21 protein-coding genes are annotated in these 20,083 nt (G+C 45.5%); 8 read left to right on the top strand and 13 right to left on the bottom strand.

Translation table 11 applies throughout. From position 1 onward, the window contains the following. Positions 1–363: 363 nt before the first annotated feature. Complete coding sequence (locus AM228_RS12075) at positions 364–3,276, top strand: zinc-dependent metalloprotease (RefSeq protein ID WP_054466365.1); 2,913 nt, start codon at positions 364–366, stop codon at positions 3,274–3,276. A gap of 260 nt (positions 3,277–3,536) precedes the next feature. Here AM228_RS12075 and AM228_RS12070 read toward each other — a convergent pair whose 3' ends face one another. Both AM228_RS12070 and AM228_RS12065 read right to left on the bottom strand, forming a co-directional pair. Further along, the gene (locus AM228_RS12070) at positions 3,537–3,962 is read right to left on the bottom strand and encodes an HNH endonuclease (protein ID WP_054466364.1); all 426 of its coding nucleotides are present in this window, start codon (positions 3,960–3,962) and stop codon (positions 3,537–3,539) included. Between the two features lie 15 nt (positions 3,963–3,977). Beyond that, a complete protein-coding gene (locus AM228_RS12065; protein ID WP_054466363.1) occupies positions 3,978–4,331 on the bottom strand; it encodes a hypothetical protein in 354 nt (117 codons plus the stop codon). 440 nt (positions 4,332–4,771) lie between these two features. Here AM228_RS12065 and AM228_RS12060 point away from each other — a divergent pair, with 440 nt between their 5' ends. The 3 genes from AM228_RS12060 (at position 4,772) to AM228_RS12045 (ending at position 8,416) form a co-directional block, all read left to right on the top strand. Beyond that, a complete protein-coding gene (locus AM228_RS12060; RefSeq protein WP_054466362.1) occupies positions 4,772–5,815 on the top strand; it encodes an NADP-dependent oxidoreductase in 1,044 nt (347 codons plus the stop codon). A gap of 298 nt (positions 5,816–6,113) precedes the next feature. Continuing rightward, a complete protein-coding gene (locus tag AM228_RS12050) occupies positions 6,114–6,431 on the top strand; it encodes a hypothetical protein (RefSeq protein ID WP_054466360.1) in 318 nt (105 codons plus the stop codon). Between the two features lie 257 nt (positions 6,432–6,688). After that, positions 6,689–8,416, top strand: a complete 1,728-nt coding sequence (locus AM228_RS12045; RefSeq protein WP_054466359.1) for a succinate dehydrogenase/fumarate reductase flavoprotein subunit — start codon at positions 6,689–6,691, stop codon at positions 8,414–8,416. Positions 8,417–8,682: 266 nt separating this feature from the next. On the opposite strand, the gene AM228_RS35215 is transcribed toward AM228_RS12045, so the two are convergent. Both AM228_RS35215 and AM228_RS12035 read right to left on the bottom strand, forming a co-directional pair. Then, complete coding sequence (locus AM228_RS35215; protein WP_231636764.1) at positions 8,683–8,916, bottom strand: hypothetical protein; 234 nt, start codon at positions 8,914–8,916, stop codon at positions 8,683–8,685. Next, entirely contained in the window at positions 8,913–9,128 is a 216-nt protein-coding gene (locus AM228_RS12035) for a transcriptional regulator (protein WP_054466358.1), read from the bottom strand. The genes AM228_RS35215 and AM228_RS12035 overlap by 4 nt, the downstream gene beginning before the upstream one ends. 359 nt (positions 9,129–9,487) lie before the next feature. Here AM228_RS12035 and AM228_RS12030 point away from each other — a divergent pair, with 359 nt between their 5' ends. Both AM228_RS12030 and AM228_RS12025 read left to right on the top strand, forming a co-directional pair. Then, on the top strand, positions 9,488–9,697 hold the full coding sequence (locus tag AM228_RS12030) for a hypothetical protein (RefSeq protein ID WP_054466357.1): 210 nt from the start codon (positions 9,488–9,490) through the stop codon (positions 9,695–9,697). After that, positions 9,690–10,175 carry a type II toxin-antitoxin system VapC family toxin gene (locus AM228_RS12025; protein ID WP_054466356.1) on the top strand — a complete coding sequence of 162 codons (486 nt, stop codon included), beginning with the start codon at positions 9,690–9,692 and terminating at the stop codon, positions 10,173–10,175. The genes AM228_RS12030 and AM228_RS12025 overlap by 8 nt, the downstream gene beginning before the upstream one ends. Positions 10,176–10,455: 280 nt before the next feature. On the opposite strand, the gene AM228_RS12020 is transcribed toward AM228_RS12025, so the two are convergent. The 5 genes from AM228_RS12020 to AM228_RS35210 all read right to left on the bottom strand — a co-directional run bounded on the left by AM228_RS12020 (position 10,456) and on the right by AM228_RS35210 (position 17,072). Further along, complete coding sequence (locus AM228_RS12020) at positions 10,456–12,000, bottom strand: hypothetical protein (protein ID WP_369817716.1); 1,545 nt, start codon at positions 11,998–12,000, stop codon at positions 10,456–10,458. A 33-nt stretch (positions 12,001–12,033) separates the two neighbouring features. Then, complete coding sequence (locus tag AM228_RS12015) at positions 12,034–12,411, bottom strand: HEPN domain-containing protein (RefSeq protein WP_072160746.1); 378 nt, start codon at positions 12,409–12,411, stop codon at positions 12,034–12,036. After that, positions 12,408–12,731, bottom strand: a complete 324-nt coding sequence (locus AM228_RS12010) for a nucleotidyltransferase family protein (RefSeq protein WP_054466354.1) — start codon at positions 12,729–12,731, stop codon at positions 12,408–12,410. The genes AM228_RS12015 and AM228_RS12010 overlap by 4 nt, the downstream gene beginning before the upstream one ends. A 111-nt stretch (positions 12,732–12,842) precedes the next feature. Continuing rightward, positions 12,843–13,193, bottom strand: a complete 351-nt coding sequence (locus AM228_RS12005; protein WP_054466353.1) for a hypothetical protein — start codon at positions 13,191–13,193, stop codon at positions 12,843–12,845. A 27-nt stretch (positions 13,194–13,220) separates the two neighbouring features. Then, positions 13,221–17,072: a CHAT domain-containing protein gene (locus AM228_RS35210; protein ID WP_231636763.1), complete on the bottom strand. Its 3,852-nt coding sequence runs from the start codon at positions 17,070–17,072 to the stop codon at positions 13,221–13,223. 213 nt (positions 17,073–17,285) lie between these two features. Between AM228_RS35210 and AM228_RS11995 the strand changes: the two genes are divergently transcribed. Both AM228_RS11995 and AM228_RS11990 read left to right on the top strand, forming a co-directional pair. After that, entirely contained in the window at positions 17,286–17,537 is a 252-nt protein-coding gene (locus AM228_RS11995; protein WP_054466432.1) for a UPF0175 family protein, read from the top strand. Next, positions 17,534–18,022, top strand: a complete 489-nt coding sequence (locus AM228_RS11990; protein ID WP_054466352.1) for a DUF3368 domain-containing protein — start codon at positions 17,534–17,536, stop codon at positions 18,020–18,022. Before AM228_RS11995 ends, AM228_RS11990 begins: the two co-directional genes overlap by 4 nt. A gap of 132 nt (positions 18,023–18,154) precedes the next feature. Here AM228_RS11990 and AM228_RS11985 read toward each other — a convergent pair whose 3' ends face one another. From AM228_RS11985 to AM228_RS11975, 4 genes are all read right to left on the bottom strand, one after another. Continuing rightward, positions 18,155–18,352 carry a hypothetical protein gene (locus AM228_RS11985; RefSeq protein WP_082348856.1) on the bottom strand — a complete coding sequence of 66 codons (198 nt, stop codon included), beginning with the start codon at positions 18,350–18,352 and terminating at the stop codon, positions 18,155–18,157. Positions 18,353–18,365: 13 nt separating this feature from the next. After that, on the bottom strand, positions 18,366–18,818 hold the full coding sequence (locus AM228_RS11980) for a PIN domain-containing protein (protein WP_054466431.1): 453 nt from the start codon (positions 18,816–18,818) through the stop codon (positions 18,366–18,368). Beyond that, positions 18,818–18,961: a hypothetical protein gene (locus AM228_RS34180; protein ID WP_190877992.1), complete on the bottom strand. Its 144-nt coding sequence runs from the start codon at positions 18,959–18,961 to the stop codon at positions 18,818–18,820. Before AM228_RS34180 ends, AM228_RS11980 begins: the two co-directional genes overlap by 1 nt. 106 nt (positions 18,962–19,067) lie before the next feature. Further along, positions 19,068–19,298, bottom strand: a complete 231-nt coding sequence (locus AM228_RS11975) for a hypothetical protein (RefSeq protein ID WP_054466350.1) — start codon at positions 19,296–19,298, stop codon at positions 19,068–19,070. Between the last annotated feature and the right edge of the window lie 785 nt (positions 19,299–20,083).

Raw genomic sequence — 20,083 nt, 5'->3', positions numbered from 1 at the left:
TATTTATTGTTTAATCGGGTTTGTCGCCGAAATAAATATCTGCTATCAGCCTATATTGTATATAAAAAAAGCAGATTTTATCGATTTTTAAAGAACAATTTAACTAAAAGTAGTATAATTAAACCATAAAAGATTAAAAACCAAAAATTGTAAATTAATTTATGGCAAATCATGCATTCAATTGACTTTAGACTTAAAATATTGAATAGCTGAACAATTTAGCAATGCGGTCAACTCGTGACCCGCTGCGGTAACGGATGCTCAACTCCGCAAATACAGTCAGTCAAATCGATTGACGGAAATCAACCATACTTCTCCATCATCATCCTTTGGCAGATGTCAAATACTCTATGGGTTAGTTCGATGAAAAGATTATCACTCAGTCTGTTGGGTTTTTTTTGCATTTTTTTAGGCATTTCTCCAGGCATAGCGGGGAATTTAGTTTTTAAACAAAAAGATGATTCAGGATTTATTAATAAAAAAACTAACTTAAATATTGCCCGAATTAAGTCTGGGGAGCCATTGTCTGTGGCTCAAGCTTCGCCACCCGCTGCACCCAATAGAGATGAGGCAAATAAAGAAGAATCCGAGGAGTTAGAACCCTTTGATGAGGCGATCAAAAATTTTGAGAAGCTAGAAGGATTATTCACCCTGTACCGGAAGCCAAACGAAAATACGGTGTATCTGGAAATTAAACCAGAGCAACTCAATCGCAATTTCTTTATGGTGGCCACTCTCTCTGGAGGGATTGGCGCTTGGGGAATGTATCAGGGAATGCCGATTCAGGATTTTGTGTTTCAGTTGCGTCAGGTGCAGAAAACTCGTGTGGATTTGGTGGTGCCAAACACCCGTTTCCGCACTGAACCGGGGGATCCCCAAGGGCGATCGCTCCCTCGCGCTTTCAGTGACTCAGCCATCTACCCGCTGACAGTCAAAAGTATTCACCCGGAAAGAAAAACATTGCTGGTTGATATCAGTGAAATGCTGATGACTGACTTTGCCGGACTCGCATCAGCGTTTCCTTGGTTAATCGGTGAATCATATAGCTTAAATTCAGGGACTTCTTATCTGGAAAACCTGAAAGCATTTCCGTTAAATCTTGAGATTGATTGGGTTTATGGTTTATCGGGAACTGGAATGTCCTGGTTTTCTCCAGAGACCCTGGCAGATCCTCGCGGGTTTTCCCTTACCGTGCGCTATAGTTTATCGGAACTACCGACTAACAATGGTTATCGCCCCCGTTTAGCTGACGAGCGTGTAGGTCATTTCTTGACTGCGTACCAAGACTTATCTCGTCAAGACCCCTCAGAGACTTTTGTGCGCTATCTCAACCGCTGGCATTTAGAAAAACAAGACCCGAATGCCCCTTTATCCCCACCTAAAGAACCGATTGTTTTTTGGATTGAAAATAATGTGCCTTTGGAATATCGAGATGCTATTCGCGAAGGGGTATTAATGTGGAATCCGGCGTTTCAAAAAGCTGGCTTTATTAATGCGATCGAAGTGCGACAAATGCCCGATGATGCTACTTGGGATCCGGCGGATGTCCGCTACAACACTATTCGCTGGTTTAATTCTCTTGATGGGGGGTTTGCATTGGGCCCACTTCGGGCTCATCCCTTGACCGGACAAATTTTGGATGCGGATGTGCTGATTAGCGCCAATATGATTAATTTCATGCAGCGAGAATATCGGACTATCGTCCAAAATTCTTATGGAGAAGTCTCTGGGATTTCTTCTCTGCTGGCTAACTCTTTGGTGTGTAATCCCGCTGTGAGATTGCCAGATTTTCAACAGGACACATTTTTACAAAATTTGCTGGGTGCCACCCATCCGTTGCGAAATCAACTGCAAGCATCATCCCAATTAATCCGACAGGATGAGTTATGCTTTGGGATTGGATCCGCCCGAAAAGCGGCTTTTGGTGCGTTGTCTTTGTCCTTACGGCAGAACTTCGGGTTGAATGACAAAGAAATGCAAATCTATATTCATCAGTTTTTACGCCACTTGGTTGCCCACGAAGTCGGGCATACCCTGGGTTTGCGTCATAATTTTAGCGGCAGTAATCTGCGGATGCCAGAAGAGTTAAATAATCTTGATATTACTCGAAATCAAGGGTTAGTCAGTTCCGTGATGGATTATCTTCCGGTGAACTTGGCACCTCCCGGACAAGTCCAGGGCGATTATTATCCGACGCAGATTGGTGTTTACGATGAATGGGCGATCGCCTATGCTTATAAACCGATTCCAGCCATGACCCCTGAAGGAGAAATCCCGGAGTTGAAAAAAATTGCCCAACGAGCCCCAGAAATAGAACTGGCTTATGCCACTGATGAAGATGCCTGGGGGATGCTCGATCCGAAAGCGAAACCTTGGGATTTGAGTGCCAATCCCTTGGCCTATTCCCAAATACAATTAAACAATGCTCGTGAGGCTTGGAGAAATCTCGATACAAGTTATCTGTTGCCCCAGGAAGGTTATGCAGATTTGCGCGATGCTTTTAACCTGATTTTTGGCTACTATATGGGCTATGCCATGAGTGCCACAACCTATATTGGTGGACAAAGATTTTATCGCGATCGCCCAACCGATCCCGGTGCGCGTTTACCCTTTGAAATCGTGCCGCTAGAAGAACAAAGGCAAGCTTTGGCTTTACTGCAAGAGTACATTTTTGCTGAGAATGCGTTTGATTTCCCTCCAGAATTAATTAATAAGTTAGCGCCTTCTCGGTGGTTCCATTGGGGGATTGATTTGCCAATTTTTCGCTTAGATTATCCGATTTATAATCAGATTTCCCTTGTCCAAGGAATTATATTAAGCGATCTGTTGTCCTCGGAACGATTGGAACGAGTCCGCGATGCGGAAATAACTTATGGAGCAGAGGCAAGTTTGACCATGCCAGAATTATTTAATACCTTACATCTGGGCATTTGGTCAGAGATTATTCAACGAGATGGGAAGTCTTTGGAGATATCTACGATTCGTCGAGGGTTACAACGGCAGCATTTAAATATTTTAGTTAATATGGTGTTGCGGAATCCTGAAAGTTTGCGAAATGCTACCAATTTTTTGGATTTTATTGTGGCCTTGCAAACTTTGGATGCCCCAGAAGATGCTAGAGTTTTGGCTCGTTATCAACTGCGTGAGTTGGGTCAGCAGATTTCCCGGACTTTAAAGCGTCATCATAAGCAAATGGATACGGCGACTAAGGCACATTTAGAAGATGTGAGCGATCGCATTCTCAAAGCTTTAGAAGCCCCATTACCGGCGAAATAATACCGTTTCCACTCGAAAATGCAATATTATGGGCGCGGGGCGACCACTTAGGGGAGCCCCTACAACTGCCCAAATTAATCTCGTAATTGTCGCAATAATTAAATCACCCTTTTTTAAGGGTGTTGGGGGGATCTTCTACGGTATGAAAGCCAGAATTGTCTATTCTTGAAATTGGTAGGACTTACGCAACGACTATATATATGAGGTATTGATGTGTCACCCCCTCGGAACAACACCCTACCGATAGCTACCGCTGACTCTTAATTAGATGGAGGAGCCAAAATTCCAGCCTCTATTAAAAGCTGACGTTCTTGCACTTTTTCAGGACGATTTAATTGCAATAATCTAACTTTAACACGACCTTTAGCAGTCAAGGGATTAATTTTAGCATCTTTGAGGTAAAAATGCTCAGGCCAAGAATCTTGACGAGGATGGTAAAGTGGGACAATCTCCCCGGTTTCGGGATCGATAGATGTGAGATCGCTTCCTTTATATTTATTGCATAAGGTACATGAAAGAGCTAAGTTTTCGGCTTGGGTTAAACCACCATGTTTTTTGGCAATAATATAATCGACTTCGTGAGAAGCAAAGGTGGCAATTTCTGGCATCAAGCAATACTCGCAGCAATTTTTTGCCCGATCGCGAACTTGTTTGATAGTCGCCACGGGAATGTAAGTTTTACTCATTAATTTTTTACCTTCTTAAGCTTTATCCTTAAGCTTCAAAAACGCTCTCGCTTTTGCCATCCGGACAATATGCTCTAGGTATTGATAGTTTTGCCAAAGCTGTTCTTCATTAGCCGTTAAACCCATTGTATGATTTTTATCCAAAAGGTTAGATATTTTATCTTGGAAAGCTTTTGATGGACGCAAGGCAATCACCGCTTCGGGGGTGGGCAGACTGGCCAAAAATTCTAAGATTTCAGTTAAACCAGAAAATTCATTGGGATTGGCATTAAGTTCTCGTAACCCCAACTCTAAAACTTGTGGTATTTTATCTCTGAAAGGTTGTAATTGAGTTACCATCTCATCCGGCAAATCGAAGGTAATTTGCATAACAATTGTAAAAATATATTGGGTATTGGGTGTTGCTTGTTTGGCGATTAATTATTCAATTACCATTTTACACTATTTTACATTTCTGTAGGGTGCGTTTTTGGGATCGATTAATTATTAATCTGAATACTTTGCTAAATCACAGATTGGTAATATAACCGCAAGGTATCTAACATTTTACATTATTTTAGATACCGGGTAGGGTGTATGAGGCTCTCAATTAATACCGTTTCTCATTAGAAATGCAATTCATAAGGTCGCGGCGGCTTGAGCCCAAAGCCTACTGGTAATTGTAGCAATATTTTTAAAAAATGGTATAATCATTGCCGGTAGGTTGACGGACAGCATTTTTATGAGTTATAATAATTTATATTAATATTTTGCTTGATAAAAATTCTGTCTCATCTCATTTCTTTGTCCAGAACCTCTAGAAACAATTTATGTCAGATAAACCAGATAAAATTAACCGACAATTTCGCCTAGCTGCCCATCCCGTAGGTCAAATTAAAGCAAGCGATTTTGCATACCGAGAAGAACCCGTTCCTACCCCAAAAGCTGGGGAAGTTTTAGTTAGAACGATTTATCTTTCTCTGGATCCGACTAACCGGATTTGGATGAGTGAGATGGATCAATATATGCCCCCGGTAAAAATTGGGGAAGTGATGCGAGGAATTAATCTGGGAGTGGTGGAAGCATCCGAGAATCCTCGTTTTCAACCGGGAGATTTGGTGTCAGGATTATTGGGGTGGCAAGATTATGCGATCGCGGAGGGAGAAACCGGGATTGTTTTAAATAAATTGCCTCAGCCTCTTTTATGTCCTCTTTCTGCTTATCTTGGGCCGTTGGGTTTAACAGGTTGGACTGCTTATTTTGGATTATTAGATGTGGGACAACCTAAAGCCGGAGAAACTGTGGTAGTTTCCGCAGCGGCTGGGGCTGTGGGCTCAATTGTAGGACAAATTGCTAAGATTAAAGGTTGTCGAGTTGTGGGCATTGCGGGTAGTGACGAAAAATGCCGCTGGATTACGGAAGAATTGGGCTTTGATGCGGCAATTAATTATCGAACTACTGCCAACTTGGTAGAGGCGATCGCCGCTGCTTGTCCCAACGGAATTGACCTCTATTTTGATAATGTTGGCGGTCAGATTTTGGATGCGGTTTTAACCCAAGTCAATTTGTTTGCGCGGATTTCTCTTTGTGGGTTAATCTCCATGTATAATGCCACAGAACCCGTTCCTGGCCCTTATAATTATGGTCAAATTCTAATGAAACGGGTGCGGGTACAAGGCTTTATTGTCACGGATTATGTGAATCGATTACCGGAAGCTATAAGCGCGATCGCTCAGTGGATGAAATCTGGACAAATTAAATATGCCGAAGATATTGTCGAGGGCTTAGAAAATGCTCCTAAAGCAGTATTGAAGCTATTTGATGGCAGCAATACCGGCAAATTGATTGTCAAAGTTTCACCAGAACCGAGATAAAAAGGCGATCGCGGTCTTAAGGAAGGTTGGGGGGATCGGCGCCGGGATGGAAGTAATAGGTATATTTAAATTTACTGACATTCCATTTTCCGGCCTGGAAACGAGATAATGAGCGAATCGCCTAACACCTTCAGCGATCGCCCAATAAGTAATATTTCCTGTTTTACCCATATTTCCCCCACACTCACCGGGAGCAAATGTAACAAGATATTGCAAATATTTTAAAAATCTTGAAAAATCGTTTAAAACTGAAAGAAACCGATAATCTGCATTCTTAACCAAATCATCAAGGAAGACTATGAATAACATCCAAAAATATCGCTTTGCCTGCACTCTGACCTTTGGAGATATTTACGGACAAATCATCATTTGGTTAATCGTTATTTTCATCAGCTTGGCATCAACCCTGGCGTTGTGGAGTAGCACTCGCGAAATCTATGCCCTAATGACCGTGGGTTTGATCCTAGTGCTGTCCATTCCTTTTCTGCTGTTTGCCTTTGTCACCACCCTGCTCAACCATATCGAACTGATCGAGGTAGACCCAGCCACGGAGAAAAAAGGCAGCATCAGCGCCAAGAAGCCCAGTGGCCAGAAACCGGCGCAAGCAGCGGGCTAAAACCGTGATGGTTTTTCCCCATCATGCGGGGAAATCTAGAATCTTTCTAAAGAAATTCCCTACGAATTCGTGGGGAATCTTTTTTTAGGTGACTATAGATATTGGGCGCACCATGATGGATCGATAAATTTCTTGTTTTCAACCATAAATTATTCCCCGCCTCTAGACTGGCATTCCCAGGCAGAGGAAAACGCGAGGAGAGCGAGAGGAAACAACATCATGTTTCGCCCCTATATCAGAAAATTAGAGGGAAAAATATGCTAGAACACGACGTGATCATCGTTGGCGGTGGTTTAGCTGGTTGCCGCGCTGCTGTAGAAATTAGCCGAATTGATCCTAAATTAAATGTGGCAGTGGTGGCGAAAACTCATCCAATTCGTTCTCACTCCGTCGCCGCTCAAGGAGGAATCGCTGCCACTTTAAAAAACGTCGATTCTACGGATAGCTGGGAAGCCCATGCTTTTGACACCGTAAAAGGTTCTGACTATCTGGCTGACCAAGATGCAGTGGCCCGATTGACCCAAGAAGCGCCTAATGTGGTGATTGATTTAGAACACATGGGAGTGTTGTTCTCCCGTTTACCCGATGGTCGGATTGCCCAGCGAGCTTTTGGCGGCCATAGTCACAACCGCGCTTGCTATGCGGCAGATAAAACCGGCCATGCGATTTTGCACGAACTGGTGAATAATTTACGCCGTTACGGGGTGACGATTTACGATGAGTGGTATGTGATGCGGTTAATCCTGGAGGATGGATGCGCCAAAGGGGTGGTTATGTATCGCATTAAAGATGGTCATCTGCAAGTGGTGCGGGCAAAAGCGGTGATGTTTGCCACGGGCGGTTATGGTCGGGTGTTTAATACTACGTCCAATGACTATGCTTCTACGGGGGATGGCTTGGCTTTGTCCGCTTTGGCAGGAGTCCCCCTGCAAGATATGGAGTTTGTCCAGTTCCATCCTACCGGGTTGTATCCTGTGGGAGTGCTGATTTCCGAGGCAGTTCGCGGTGAAGGGGCTTATTTACGCAATAGCGAGGGCGATCGCTTCATGGCTAATTATGCTCCCAGCAAAATGGAGTTAGCCCCCCGCGATATTACTTCTCGGGCGATTACTTTGGAAATTCGCGCCGGTCGGGGGATTCATCCTGATGGGACAGCCGGTGGGCCTTATGTCCATTTGGATTTGCGCCATCTGGGTCGAGATAAGATTATGAGTCGGATTCCCTTCTGCTGGGAAGAGGCACACCGCTTGTTAGGTATCGATGCCGTAGAAGAACCGATGCCAGTGCGACCCACGGCCCACTATTCTATGGGAGGCATTCCGGTGAATATCGACGGCCAAGTCCGCAGCGGCCCCGATGGGTTGATCGAGGGCTTTTTTGCCGCCGGGGAATGCGCTTGTGTGTCCGTACATGGGGCTAATCGTTTGGGCAGTAATTCCCTATTAGAATGTGTGGTCTATGGCAAGATTACCGGGGCTGCGATCGCGCCTTATGTGCAAAACCGCAAACTGCCCGAAGTAGATGAACAACGGTACTTAGAAGAAGCTGCCGCTTCGATTCAAAGCCTCCTGGACAAACCCGGAAAATACCGCATTGGGGAAGTGCGTCAACAATTACAAGATGCCATGAGCGAACATTGTGGGGTATTTCGCACCGAAGAAGTGATGCAAGAAGGCTTCACCAAATTAGATCAATTTCAGGAACAATATCAAGAGGTTTATCTGGATGACAAAGGTAAGCTTTGGAATACAGAAATTATCGAAGCTTTGGAATTGCGAAATCTGATTGTAGTTGCCAAGTTAATTTTAGGTTCAGCTATTACCCGCAAGGAAAGTCGGGGGGCACATTCTCGCGAAGATTATCCCCAGCGTAATGATGAGCAATTCCTCAAACATACCTTATCTTATTATTCGCCAATGGGGATTGATATTGCTTATCGTTCCGTAGCGATGGGTATGTTTGAACCCCAGGAACGGAAGTATTAAGGGACAAGAAACCGGGTTTCTGGGTTAACTTTTGCCACCCAAGCAAAAAATAAAGAAACCTGGTTTCTAACCGCTTCAGGTTTGTAGTTTTTTAGGAGGTTAAGGGACAATCAAATTTAGCTCTGGAAAATAGGTTTGGTAGCGGGTTGCATCTCGACTGAGGAGGGTATAGCCGCAAACCATCGCATGAGCGCCGATATAGAAATCTGGCAAGGGCGATCGCCTCACTCCACCACTTTGACGATAGCGTAGAAATGCTTTACCCGCTAGAAATGCTGCAATGGCAATGCCTCACGCTGAAAAAAAGCCGGGGGCAAGGCGGCATCAAGTTCCGCTTGGTCTTGAAAGCCAATGGAAATTTCTGCATAAATAATCGGATTAATCAGTAATGTTCCGGTTTCGGCACAGGCAGCCAATTGAGCAGCAGACCAGTCAAACCAATGGGGATCTTCCGTAAGTACATCCAGAATCACATTGCTATCCACTAACACATTTGTCATTCTTCACCCCTGGTTAAGTCGAGAATTTCATTAGTGGTCATGTCTGTAGTTGCTTTGCCTCGCATGGCAGCAATGAGGGTAACTCCTTTGGATTGAGTTTGTTCTCCTTGATATCGCCAGGTTAAGAAGTCTAAGAAAACTTTTACTTCTGCTAGAGCAGGTTGGGGTAATTTTCTAATGATTTCTAATATTTCTGTTTCAGTGTTTAACATAATTTATGAGACAATTATGAGAGAATATTTTATCAACTGATGACCAAAATACAACCTAATCATAACACAGAAACTTTCACAAACCCGGTGTCAGGAACAGGGTTTATAAACCCCAGGGACAAGAAACCGGGTTTCTGGGTTAACTTTTGCCATTCAAGCAAAAAATAAAGCAACCCGGTTTCTAACCGCTTCAGGTTTTTGAACCCCAGGGACAAGAAACCAGGTTTCTGGGGTTAGGCAAAAGTTAAGGCAGAAACCCGTTTTTTTAGGTTCTTGCTTATTAATTAGGTGAGGAAAATATTTATATGTTATAATCGGAGAAACCCCAGTTATGCCGCCACTCAGGTGAGGCCACTTAAATGGAGTCCACAAGCCAAATCGCACTCGAAACTATCAAAAACCTTTCTGTTGAGGATTTTTTGAACTTATTAAGACAAAAAGAAACTCTGGTTGTGCAAGTTTCTAGCAGTGAAGTGGTGAAAATTAAAGCCAGCTTAGAACTGCTACCTTTACCGAAACTTGATGGGTATGTACCCCAAGGATGGAAAGACGCTATCTACCATGAGTAAAACAGATTTAGTGTTTTTGGATGCGGGAATTTTTATTGGGGCTTTGCTCAGTCAAGATCCGCGTCATTCAGAAGCTCGTCCTATCGTTGAAGCGGCGCGATGCGGAACCCTGCTTGCCTGTACTTCTGTTGGAGTATTGAGTGAAGTTTATGCAGCTTTAACTTGGACTGGATCTCAACCTCCTCAAACCCCAAAAATCGCTAGTGAAGCCGTTCGTCCTTTGGTTGATGAACCTTCTCAAATTGTAGTTTTAGAAACTAACTTTACAGCCAGCATGAAAATGCTAGAAATTGCCGCTGCTCAACAGCTTACAGCCCGTAGAATTCACGATGCCAGACACGCTGCTACCGCTTTAGCTGCGGGGGTATATAAAGTTTATACATACGATCCTGAAGATTGGCGGTTATTTCAGCCCTATGGGATTAGAATTGTCGGTCCTGACTCCGTTTTTTCGGGGAACGATTCATTGAGAATTTAACTACAGGGTAGAAATCAGCGGTATTACAGCAATTTTCTCCGCGAGTAAACCACAAATATCTGTAGGGGCGAAGCATTCCGGCAGTGTACGGGCGTGATCTTTCCGGCAGAAGCTCGATGCTTAGAATATTAACTTGACTGCCGGAAAGATCACGCCCCTACTGCTTAGAATATTAATCTAAAGACCGGAATGCTTCGCCCGATCGTGGTTTAGTAATCTGCGGCAAAGAAGAAACCCGGTTTCTAGGGACTCGGTTTCTAATCGCTTCAGGTTTGTAGACCTAGGTTTTGGGGTTAATTGACTTCGGCAAAGAAGAATCCTGGTTTCTTTTCCTTTCAATCTTTTTCTTGGTCAGCCACCACGCCCCAACAGAAAATAAAGAACTAATCGCTAAAGCAATAATAAATGGATGAGGGGGAAGTAAGAGGCGATCGCGACTGGGAAAACTCCAAGGTTGAGTAATTAAACCGGAACTGGAAGCCATAATTGCGCCTGCTGCAATTCCCACACCAACGGCTTGAATTTGGTCTTGTAACTCTTGATTTTCTTTTTCCTCTTGTTCTCGATTAGCTTCCATTTGTTTTTGAAACTGTTGGTCTTGTTGATGTAGCTGTTCTAAAAAATTATGTTCTTGTTGGCGTAGTTGTTCTTGCAGTTGTTCTTCTTGTTCTTTCTCTTGTTGTTGCCAGGTGCGATCGCACTGCGCTTGGTCAATTTCCACAATGGCGCGAATCGATGCTACTGCCTGGGAAATTAACCCCGTTCCCTGTTCAAAATAACTTAAATCCGCTTCAATTTGACTCCGGAATTGGGGTGCGGTTTGTTCCCCGAAATACCGCCAGAAGTATAGTTCTTCCTTATCGGTTCCTAGTATAGCACAAATCCCTTCAATTGTGTCATTATAATTGTTAAGATTTATGGTAATTGTGTTGAAAAAATCTTTCATTTTCCGCAGGAGGCGATCGTAAATTAAAGAATCAGTCGCTAGTTGTTTTAACTGTTCTTTTAATGCCCGGAGATAGTCGTCATTTTGGGGGTCAGGTTGAGCGTTGTCAATTTGGGCTTGAATTTGGTCTAAGGTGGGGTCGAGGCTGAGATAATATTGTTTGAGTTGCTGGGAAATTCCCCGGCTATCTTCAAAGGCTTTGGTGATTTTATGGCGATAGAAAAATAGGTCAAAGGTTTGTCGAAAAGATTTACCTAGATTTATATCTGCTATTTTATCTCGGAATAGCCATATGAGAATATGGGGCGACTTATCGGGGTCGCGGGGGTTGCCATATTCAAAAATCGGGCTACCAAATAATTCTCCCAATCGAGAGGGGGAATTATTTTGACTGAATAAAGCCTGATAGCATTGATTGGCAAGTTCGGTTAATTTAGCGCCTTTTAAGTCTTGATTTTCTGGGGTTAAATTGAGGGTTAATAGCAGAGTTTGTCCGAGAAAATATTGGCTTGGGACAAAGGGTAAAATCTGCTGGGTGTTAAACAGTTCCAGAACCGGAATTTCTACAGTGTTCGCGGGGTTGCTATCATCATAGCCAATGTTGAAAAATACCCCATAACTGTCTTCGGGAATTTGGACAGGTTGGATAAAGCCTTTCATATTTGAAAAGTTGGGGAGGCTGAAGCAAATCTCCGTTTGGGGTGGGGGAAGGAGAATGCGATTTTTACTGTGGTGAAGATGGGGTATTAGTCGGGTGTCGGTGAGGGGAGATAGGAGGCGATCGCAATTTTTCCACAGGGGGTGACTGTCTCCCTCGGTGTCATCTTCCCGGAGATGATAAGCACATAAATAGAGGTTGGGGGCGAAAATGTTCATCATAACTGATTGTAATCCATTGAGGAGGACATCTATTTAATTTTCCTGATAATTTTCCCAAAAATTCATAAATTGTTTCGCTATATCAATTTGTTTTCTGGCTTCAGATGCGGTAATATTAACATCTAAATCATAGTCACTACGGTTTCGCAAATCCTGTGCATCAATTAAAGCCTTGTGAAATTCTCGGAATTTTTGATTATCCTTGGCAAATTCTCGACCGAATGCACCAATCACAGCAGAATGGCTGGAAAAACTTAAGTTTTTTGCCAGTAAAAAGGCAGAAGCAATATAAAACATTGCATAGTAAGCACGGGACATTGCTAGTTCGGCTAAATTATTCTCGACTAATAAATCTGCACCGATTAGACTACGTTTAGCTTTTTCTAGGAGTAATTTTTGCTCCTCAATCATAGAACAATTCCTTCTCGTTGAACATTCAAAATAAATGGACTTTTTTCTTGATTGAAACGCTGGTCAGAGACAAAAGCACGGGAAATAACCGTATCATATTTTAAAGACAAATCCTGAATAAAATCACTGGTTTTCTCAATTTCATCAGCATAATTAAAATCAGATTTCATTACAATCAGGAAGTCAATATCTGAATCTGTTTTAGCTTCTGCCCTAGCTTGAGAGCCATATAAAATGATTTGCACAACTTGCTCAGAATAATGCGTCTTAAACCAATGTTTAATTAATTCTATAATTTCTGGTAGTTTTTGATGTTTCATTTTATTAATGTGCAATAAACTGCGTTACTCTCGTGCCACGGCTCTGCCGGGACACGCCTTTATGCGGCTCTGCCGCCAGTAAAAAACATCGCCCCTACAGTTAATCAACCATCAAGATTTCTCCTCTTTTTTGCCCATTTTCGGAGCGCGGGTTAGCAGAATTTCGGGAATTTTCGGATAGATATTTTTATAAGCCGTGTCCTCGGTGTTGGGGGAATCATTATCAGAACCTTTTAGCTTCCTTTCCCCCAACTTATCCATCACTTTTTGAGTCAGTTGAGGATAGGAAGCACACCATTTCCCCAGTTCATTCGCCAATTCCAAATCCGACTTATCTTGACAAGCTGCTAAACTATCGTTAAGCTGATCTAAGCCTTGGATAGCGCCTGAGCTTTGCCAAATATTATCCGGGTTACTGTCCCAAACTTCCAGAAACGCAGCAATTAAATCTTGGGGATTCATTGGGGATTCTTCCTAATACAATACAGGTCAATTTATCTGTCCAATGGCGCAAAATGCAGCCCAGAAGTAAGGAGATGAAAAGGGCTTACTTTCGGCGGTCTTCCCCCATTGTAAGGTAAATTTCATTTGCCCTCGCCGTTCCTCACTAATCACCGCACAGCTATCCACCCAGTTTAACAAATCTTGCACCCTGGCTTCCCGCAACCAAGTCTGAGTCTGTCGCAACGCCAAAACCACGGACAGGTCAGACTGCTGGAGAGTTTGATAGAACTGAATCATAAAAATGGCCGTAGAGATATCCGCGACCGCCCAAAGGGTACTGACCACATTGGGAGAACCCGCGAAAATGAAGCCACTGGGTAAACCGATATATTCATCACTGGTGGAGGTGATGTCGGTGATACCCGTTTCGCAGGCGGAGAGGGTGACGAGACGGCAGTTGGTCAGGTCTAGGCGCAAGATATCCTCTAAGGTGAGACATTTTTGCAGGTCCAGGAGTTTGTTGTCTTTCAGGGGCAGATAGCGGCTGGGGTCATCGGTTGGCGGCGGGGGGGTAAATTCGCTTTTAGCCAGGATGAGGGCGGATTTGAGGGCATCTTCAAAGTTGAAGTAGCCGTGACAGGAGAAGTGGGTACAGTGGGCTTTTTTCAGGGTTTCCGCATCAATGGCGGCTTTTTCGGCTTGGTCATGTTTGAGGACTTGGTGGGGGTTAAACAGGGATTGGATAGCTTCCACTTCCATATCCGTGAATTGGAGGTCTTGGGTGGGGTTTTGGATGGCGAAGAGGCGGTTAAAGTCGGGGCGTTGTCGGTTTTGGGCTTGTTGCAGGACTTGGCAGTTGGGGGCATAGCCCACGCCTTTGGGGAAGAGGTCTTGTAGGTAGGTCTTACCGTCTTCTGTGGTAACGGGTAAGGCATGGAGGGGGAACAAGTGCAGGAAGCGGTGAGGGATGAGGATGAGTTTTTGGCAGTTGGGGAATTGTTTCCACAGATTTTGCAGGATTTCATCCAAATGCAGGATTTTGGGGAGTTGTTCGAGGTGTTGGGGGAGAATATCTCGCCATTGGCTGCTGTTGCCCATATAGTATTCAATATAGGCAACTGTCCAGTCGATGAGATTTTGTCGGTCTTCCTCCGAAGATGTCCAGAGGTGAAGGTTTTGCTTAGTGAGGGTGAATGTGAGGAACTTGTGATCCAGGACATACCATTCTAAGATGACGGTTTCACCGTCAAGTAAAGATTGAATATCCGAGAATTTCAAGGGTTTATAGGGATATTTGGCTTGAAATTCTTCCCGCAGTTGACTGATGTGGGTATAGTCGGGGTTGGGGTCTTGTTGCAGGCGGCGGTCTTCTTCAGAAATCGCTTGACGGAGTTCTTGCAACCGTTGGCGGACTTCGGCAGGGAGTTCTCCCCCTGGGTATGCGTCACGGGTGGCGATGAGTTCTGTTAGGTTGCGGGCTTTACTGCGGTCTGCATATTCAATGGCATCCTGATATCTGCCCAATTCTAGGCACACTTCCACCATGCCGAGATGAACTTTATTCCATTCTTCATTAAAGTTGCGTTTATAGCCCTCACTATCGGCTTTAATTTCACCCCGGAGATATTCCACCTGGTCTAGGGCTTCCTGGAAGCTACGGTAGGCATTTTCTAGGGCTTGTTGTGTCTGGGTGAAACTGTTCCCAGCGAGGCGTGATTGAGCTTGGTAGGCAAAACCAAAGTTATTCAGGGTTGTTGCTAAGTCGCGGGCTAACTCCAACCGCCGCCGAATCCCGGCGGCTTCATCGTAGGCGGCGATCGCACTTTCGAGATTGGCCGTGGGGTTGATGCCCATAGAGGCTTGGGTGAGGCGGGCATTTCCGAGGTTAGTCAGGGTTCCAGAGAGGTCTTTGTCTAACTCCAACCGCCGCATAATCGCTGCTGCTTCACCGTAGGCAGCGATCGCACTTTCGAGATTGGCGGTGGGGTTGATGCCCATAGAGGCTTGGGTGAGGCGGGCAACTCCGAGGTTATTCAGGGTTCCGGAGAGGTCTTTGTCTAACTCCAACTGCCGCATAATCCCGGCGGCTTCATCGTAGGCAGTAATTGCCCTTTCCAGATTGGCCGTGGGGTTGATACCCATAGAGACTTGGGTGCTGCGGGCAGAACCGAGGTTAGCCAGGGCTTGGGAGAGGTCTCTGTCTAACTCCAACCGCCGCCGAATCCCGGCGGCTTCATCGTAGGCGGCGATGGCACTTTCCAGATTGGCCGTGGGGTTGATGCCCATCTGGGCTTGGGTGAAGCGGGCAACTCCGAGGTTAGTTAGGGTATCGGAGAGGTTTTTGTCCAGCCCCAACTGCCGCAGAATCCTGGCGGCTTCATCGTAAGCGGCGATCGCACTTTCCAGATTGGCGGTGGGGTTGATGCCCATCTGGGCTTGGGTGCTGCGGGCAAAACCGAGGCCCGTCAGCGTATCCGATAGGTCTTTGTCTAATCCCAACTGCCGCCGCATCCCGGCGGCTTCATTGTAGGCAGCGATCGCACTTTCCAGATTGGCGGCGGGGTTGATGCCCATCTGGGCTTGGGTGAGGCGGGCAACTCCGAGGTTATTCAGGGTAGCGGAGAGGTCTTTGTCTAACCCCAACTGCCGCATAATCCTGGCAGCTTCATTGAAGACAGTGATGGCAGTTTCCAGATTGGCGGTGGGGTTGATGCCCATCTCGGCTTGGGTGTTGCGGGCAGAACCCAGGTTAGTCAGGGTAGCGGAGAGGTCTTTGTCTAACCCTAACCGCCGCCGAATCCCGGCGGCTTCATCGTAGGCAGTGATGGCACTTTCCAGATTAGCCGTGGGGTTGATGCCCATAGAGGCTTGGGTTTGGCGGGCAACTCCGAGGTTATTCAGGGTTTGGGAGAGGTCTTTTTCTAACTTCAACTGCCGCATAATCCCTGCTGCTTCATCGTAGGCAGTGATGGCACTTTCCAGATTGGCCGTGGGGTTGATGCCCATCTGGGCTTGGGTGAGGCGGGCAACTCCCAGGTTATTCAGGGTAGCGGAGAGGTCTTTGTCTAACCCCAACTGCCGCCGAATCCGGGCGGCTTCATCGTAGGCGGCGATCGCACTTTCCAGATTGGCTGCCGGGTTGATGCCCATCTGGGCTTGGGTAAGGCGGGCAGAACCGAGGTTAGTCAGGGTAGTGGAGAGGTTTGTGTCTAACTCCAACCGCCGCATAATCCCTGCTGCTTCATCGTAGGCAGTGATGGCACTTTCCAGATTGGCCGTGGGGTTGATGCCCATCTCGGCTTGGGTGCTGCGGGCAATTCCGAGGTTAGTCAGGGTTTGCGCCCGTTTTGGGGGGTTATCCGCCCGCAGTTCCAGCACCACATCATAGCCCTGGATGGCAATTTCTTGTACTTCTGCATATCTGCCATAGGGGAATTGCCAGATACTGGTGCAGGTATCTTCTACTAAGCCTGCTACCCCTTCAGCTTGGTCGGGGTGTTGGGCGAGGAATCCCTGAACCCACTGGACAATCGTATCCCCCAAGGTGGGAACAATTAACCCCATATATGGCCGCATCACTTGATGCACTGCTGTTGTGCCGCCCTGCATTTCCGCTTGCAGTAGTTGTAGCCAAAATTCCAGTAATACCGCTTGCTGATTCTCCCCAGTCCCCTGCTCCGCCAAAAATGCCCCCACCTGCTGCGTCACATTCCGCAAAAACTCCGCCTCGTCGTCTTGTCCAGCTTCCTGCAACTGTGCTGCCACCAACTCACACACCTGCACAAACCCCTCATCCACCAACTCCAGATGACGGTTGAGGATATCATTTGCCTCACTGGGACAGTCGAGGAGTTCTCGAATTAGGGATAAATAAGCCTGCACTCGTTGTTCATCCATAACCTAGCACCGGGTAGGGGATAGCACCCCGATTTTACCCCGTGTCCCAGTCTCAGAAACCGGGTTAATTTCTTAAATCTTTGTGAAGGAATCGAGATGCTGCCAAAAACCCGGTTTCTTTTGCCCCCAACCGCCACAACTCAAATTGAGAAGCCGGGTGACTTGCACCTCGCTACAATGGTGGTGGTAAATCCATGCCTAACCCATTACTTTATGCAACTGACCCTTGAGATTCCAGATGACCTCACGGAAACTAGCCAGTTTACCGAATCGGACTGGTTGCGAGAAATTGCGATCGCTTTGTTTCAACAAGAACGCATTTCCCTCGGTCGCGCCAGCAAAATCGCTGGACTTCATGTGATAGAGTTTCAAAAACTAATTGCTAGTCGTGGCATCTGTATTCACTACGATGTTGAAGACTTTCAGGAAGACATCGAATATCTGCGCCAGCAGGGTTGGTTATGATTGTCGTTAGCGATACATCATCTCTGTGTAATCTTGCCCTAGTTAACCATCTGAATCTGTTAGCGCAACTCTATCAGATGGTAATCATTCCCCCGGTTGTGGCGGACGAGTTGGCGATCGCCCCTGACTCCAGAATCACCCATATTTTATCCCAGCAATGGATTCAAAAGAAATCCCTCCAGGATTCCTCTCTAGCCGAACAATTACAGCGCACCCAAGGACTCGATCCGGGTGAATCTTATGCGATCGCCCTAGCGGTTGAACTGAAAGCCGATACCTTGCTAATTGATGAGCGTTTAGGACGGAGAGAAGCCCAAAAATTAGGAATTCCTATCATTGGCATCCTGGGAATCTTAATCCGGGCTAAACAAAGACAACTAATTGGAGAGGTTAAACCCGTGATGAATAGCCTCATCCGTGATGCGAATTTTCGAGTTAGTTCGCAACTCTATCAGGAGATTTTGGCCTTGGCAAAAGAAGAATAAAAAGCCTGGTTTTTTCCACCCATCACCCCATTCCCAAACCTCAGAAACCGGGTTTCTTTGTTAAATTTTTGTGAAGCAATAGAGAGACTGCTAGAAACCCGGTTTCTTTTGCCCGACTACCCAGAAAACCGATTAATAAAGATTCCTAACTTTGCGTAACTCCTCCAAAAACTCCTCCCGCGTCACCGACTCTAAAACCTCGCGCCGTTCCTGGGTATAATCTCCCTGTCCCCAACCCATTTGTTGCAAAAAGCGAATCGCATCAGACTGTCCCAAATGATTGACTAAAATCTGATAACCCTTGTCTCTTAACTCTAGTGCGTTCATCATCAACGACTCCTTTTTACTGCTCCTGTAAAACCGAAATCAGCCACACCACCGGATTACTAATAGCCACCTTTAATTGTAGTTCATGCCTGCGAGCCGTCTTGAGCAGGCGATCGTCCGTAGAAAGAAAAATATCCGCCCCAGACGCTTCTGCACAAGCCAGATGAAAAGAATCAAAAAGCCCAAACCCCAGACCTTCTAGTTGTCGTGAACGGTCCTCAACTGCCTGATTAATTTCCTGCATTCGTGTTGCTAATGCCAAGAGATTAAAGATGCTGGTTTTTTTCTCCAGATTCCGCATTTTTTCCAGTTCTACGAGAATGGCTTCACTGGAAATCAGTTGCCATTCTCCCGTGCGAACCCGTTCCAAAACACTTAAAACTGAGTCTCCCTCTAGCCGAACCCGCTCCTGCACCCAGTCATCAAAGGGGCGATTGAGACAACACACATCTAAATATACCGCAACCATCACACCCCCGGCAACTGAGCCGCTACCAACTCGCATTTGTTTGCCTCCCCAGGAGAGGTAAGGAGTTCTTGAATTAGGGAGAGATAAGCCTGCGATCGCTCTTCATCCATAGCCGCGCACCGGGTAGGGTATAGCACTCCCATTTTACCCCATTCCAGAGACTCAGAAACGGGGTTAATTTATTAAATTTTGGTGAAGCAACAGAGATGCTGCCAGAAACCCGGTTTCTTTTGCCAGAACACCCAATTATCAATTATCAATTATTTCGTCGTATTGGGTGCTGTTGTCTGTTGGCTGTTTTTTCATGGTCAGCAGAATCTCATCTAAGGATGTTTGGTCGAGAAACTGATGGCGTTCTTCGGTATAGTCGCCTTGACCAGGAGTAAAGTATTGAATAAACCGGATTGCATCAACAACTCCCAAGGAATTGATTAGGACTTGATAGCCTTGTTTGATGATTTCTTGTTGTGTCTTGCTCATAATTGCTTTTTATTTTAGGTTGACAGTCATTAGCCATTGTACGGGATTGTTAATGGCAACATTTATCGTTTTAAGATTTCGGTTTGCTCTGTTTATTAGCCGATCGTCTGTGGATAAAAATACATCGGCATTACTTCGCTCTGCACTAGCAATATGGGTGGCATCATATCCAGAAAATCCTATTTTTACAAGTTCTTGAGAACGGGTTTCTATAAATTCGCTACTGTTTACCCTAATTTTAGCAAGACTCAGGATTGATTGTATATTTTTCAGTCTTTCAATATCGGGAGTTTGAGCAAGTTCTGCGTCTAAGGCTGCAAGGAGCGATAAGTTTCCACTGTCCTAATTCACATTGGTTTATAATAGTGAGGATTGCTTGAGTTTCTAAGGCGATTCTCGGCTGGTTTTGATTATCAAATGGACGATTGAGACAGCAAGCATCTAAGTAAATTCTGAGGCGATCGCTCATATTAGGCGAGTTCTCCCGGTTAATAATTCCTGCATCATTCCCTGTTTGATGGCTTGGGAACACCATCCCGATTTTACCCATCCCCCCGACTCAGAAACCGGGTTGATTTCTTAAATGTTTGTGAAGCAATAGAGATGCTGCTAGTGGGTCTTGCTAAGGGGAGGGGACCGGAGTCCTCCCAACATTTTACCTGAAGAAGAACCCCACCCTAACCCTCCCCTTGCCAAGGGGAGGGGACCGGAGTCCTCCCAACATTTTACCTGAAGAAGAACCCCACCCTAACCCTCCCCTTGCCAAGCTAATCTTGTAGGGGTTT

This window comes from Planktothricoides sp. SR001, assembly GCF_001276715.1.
Taxonomy (GTDB): Bacteria; Cyanobacteriota; Cyanobacteriia; order Cyanobacteriales; family Laspinemataceae; genus Planktothricoides; species Planktothricoides raciborskii.
This window is presented reverse-complemented; position numbering and strand designations above follow the sequence as displayed.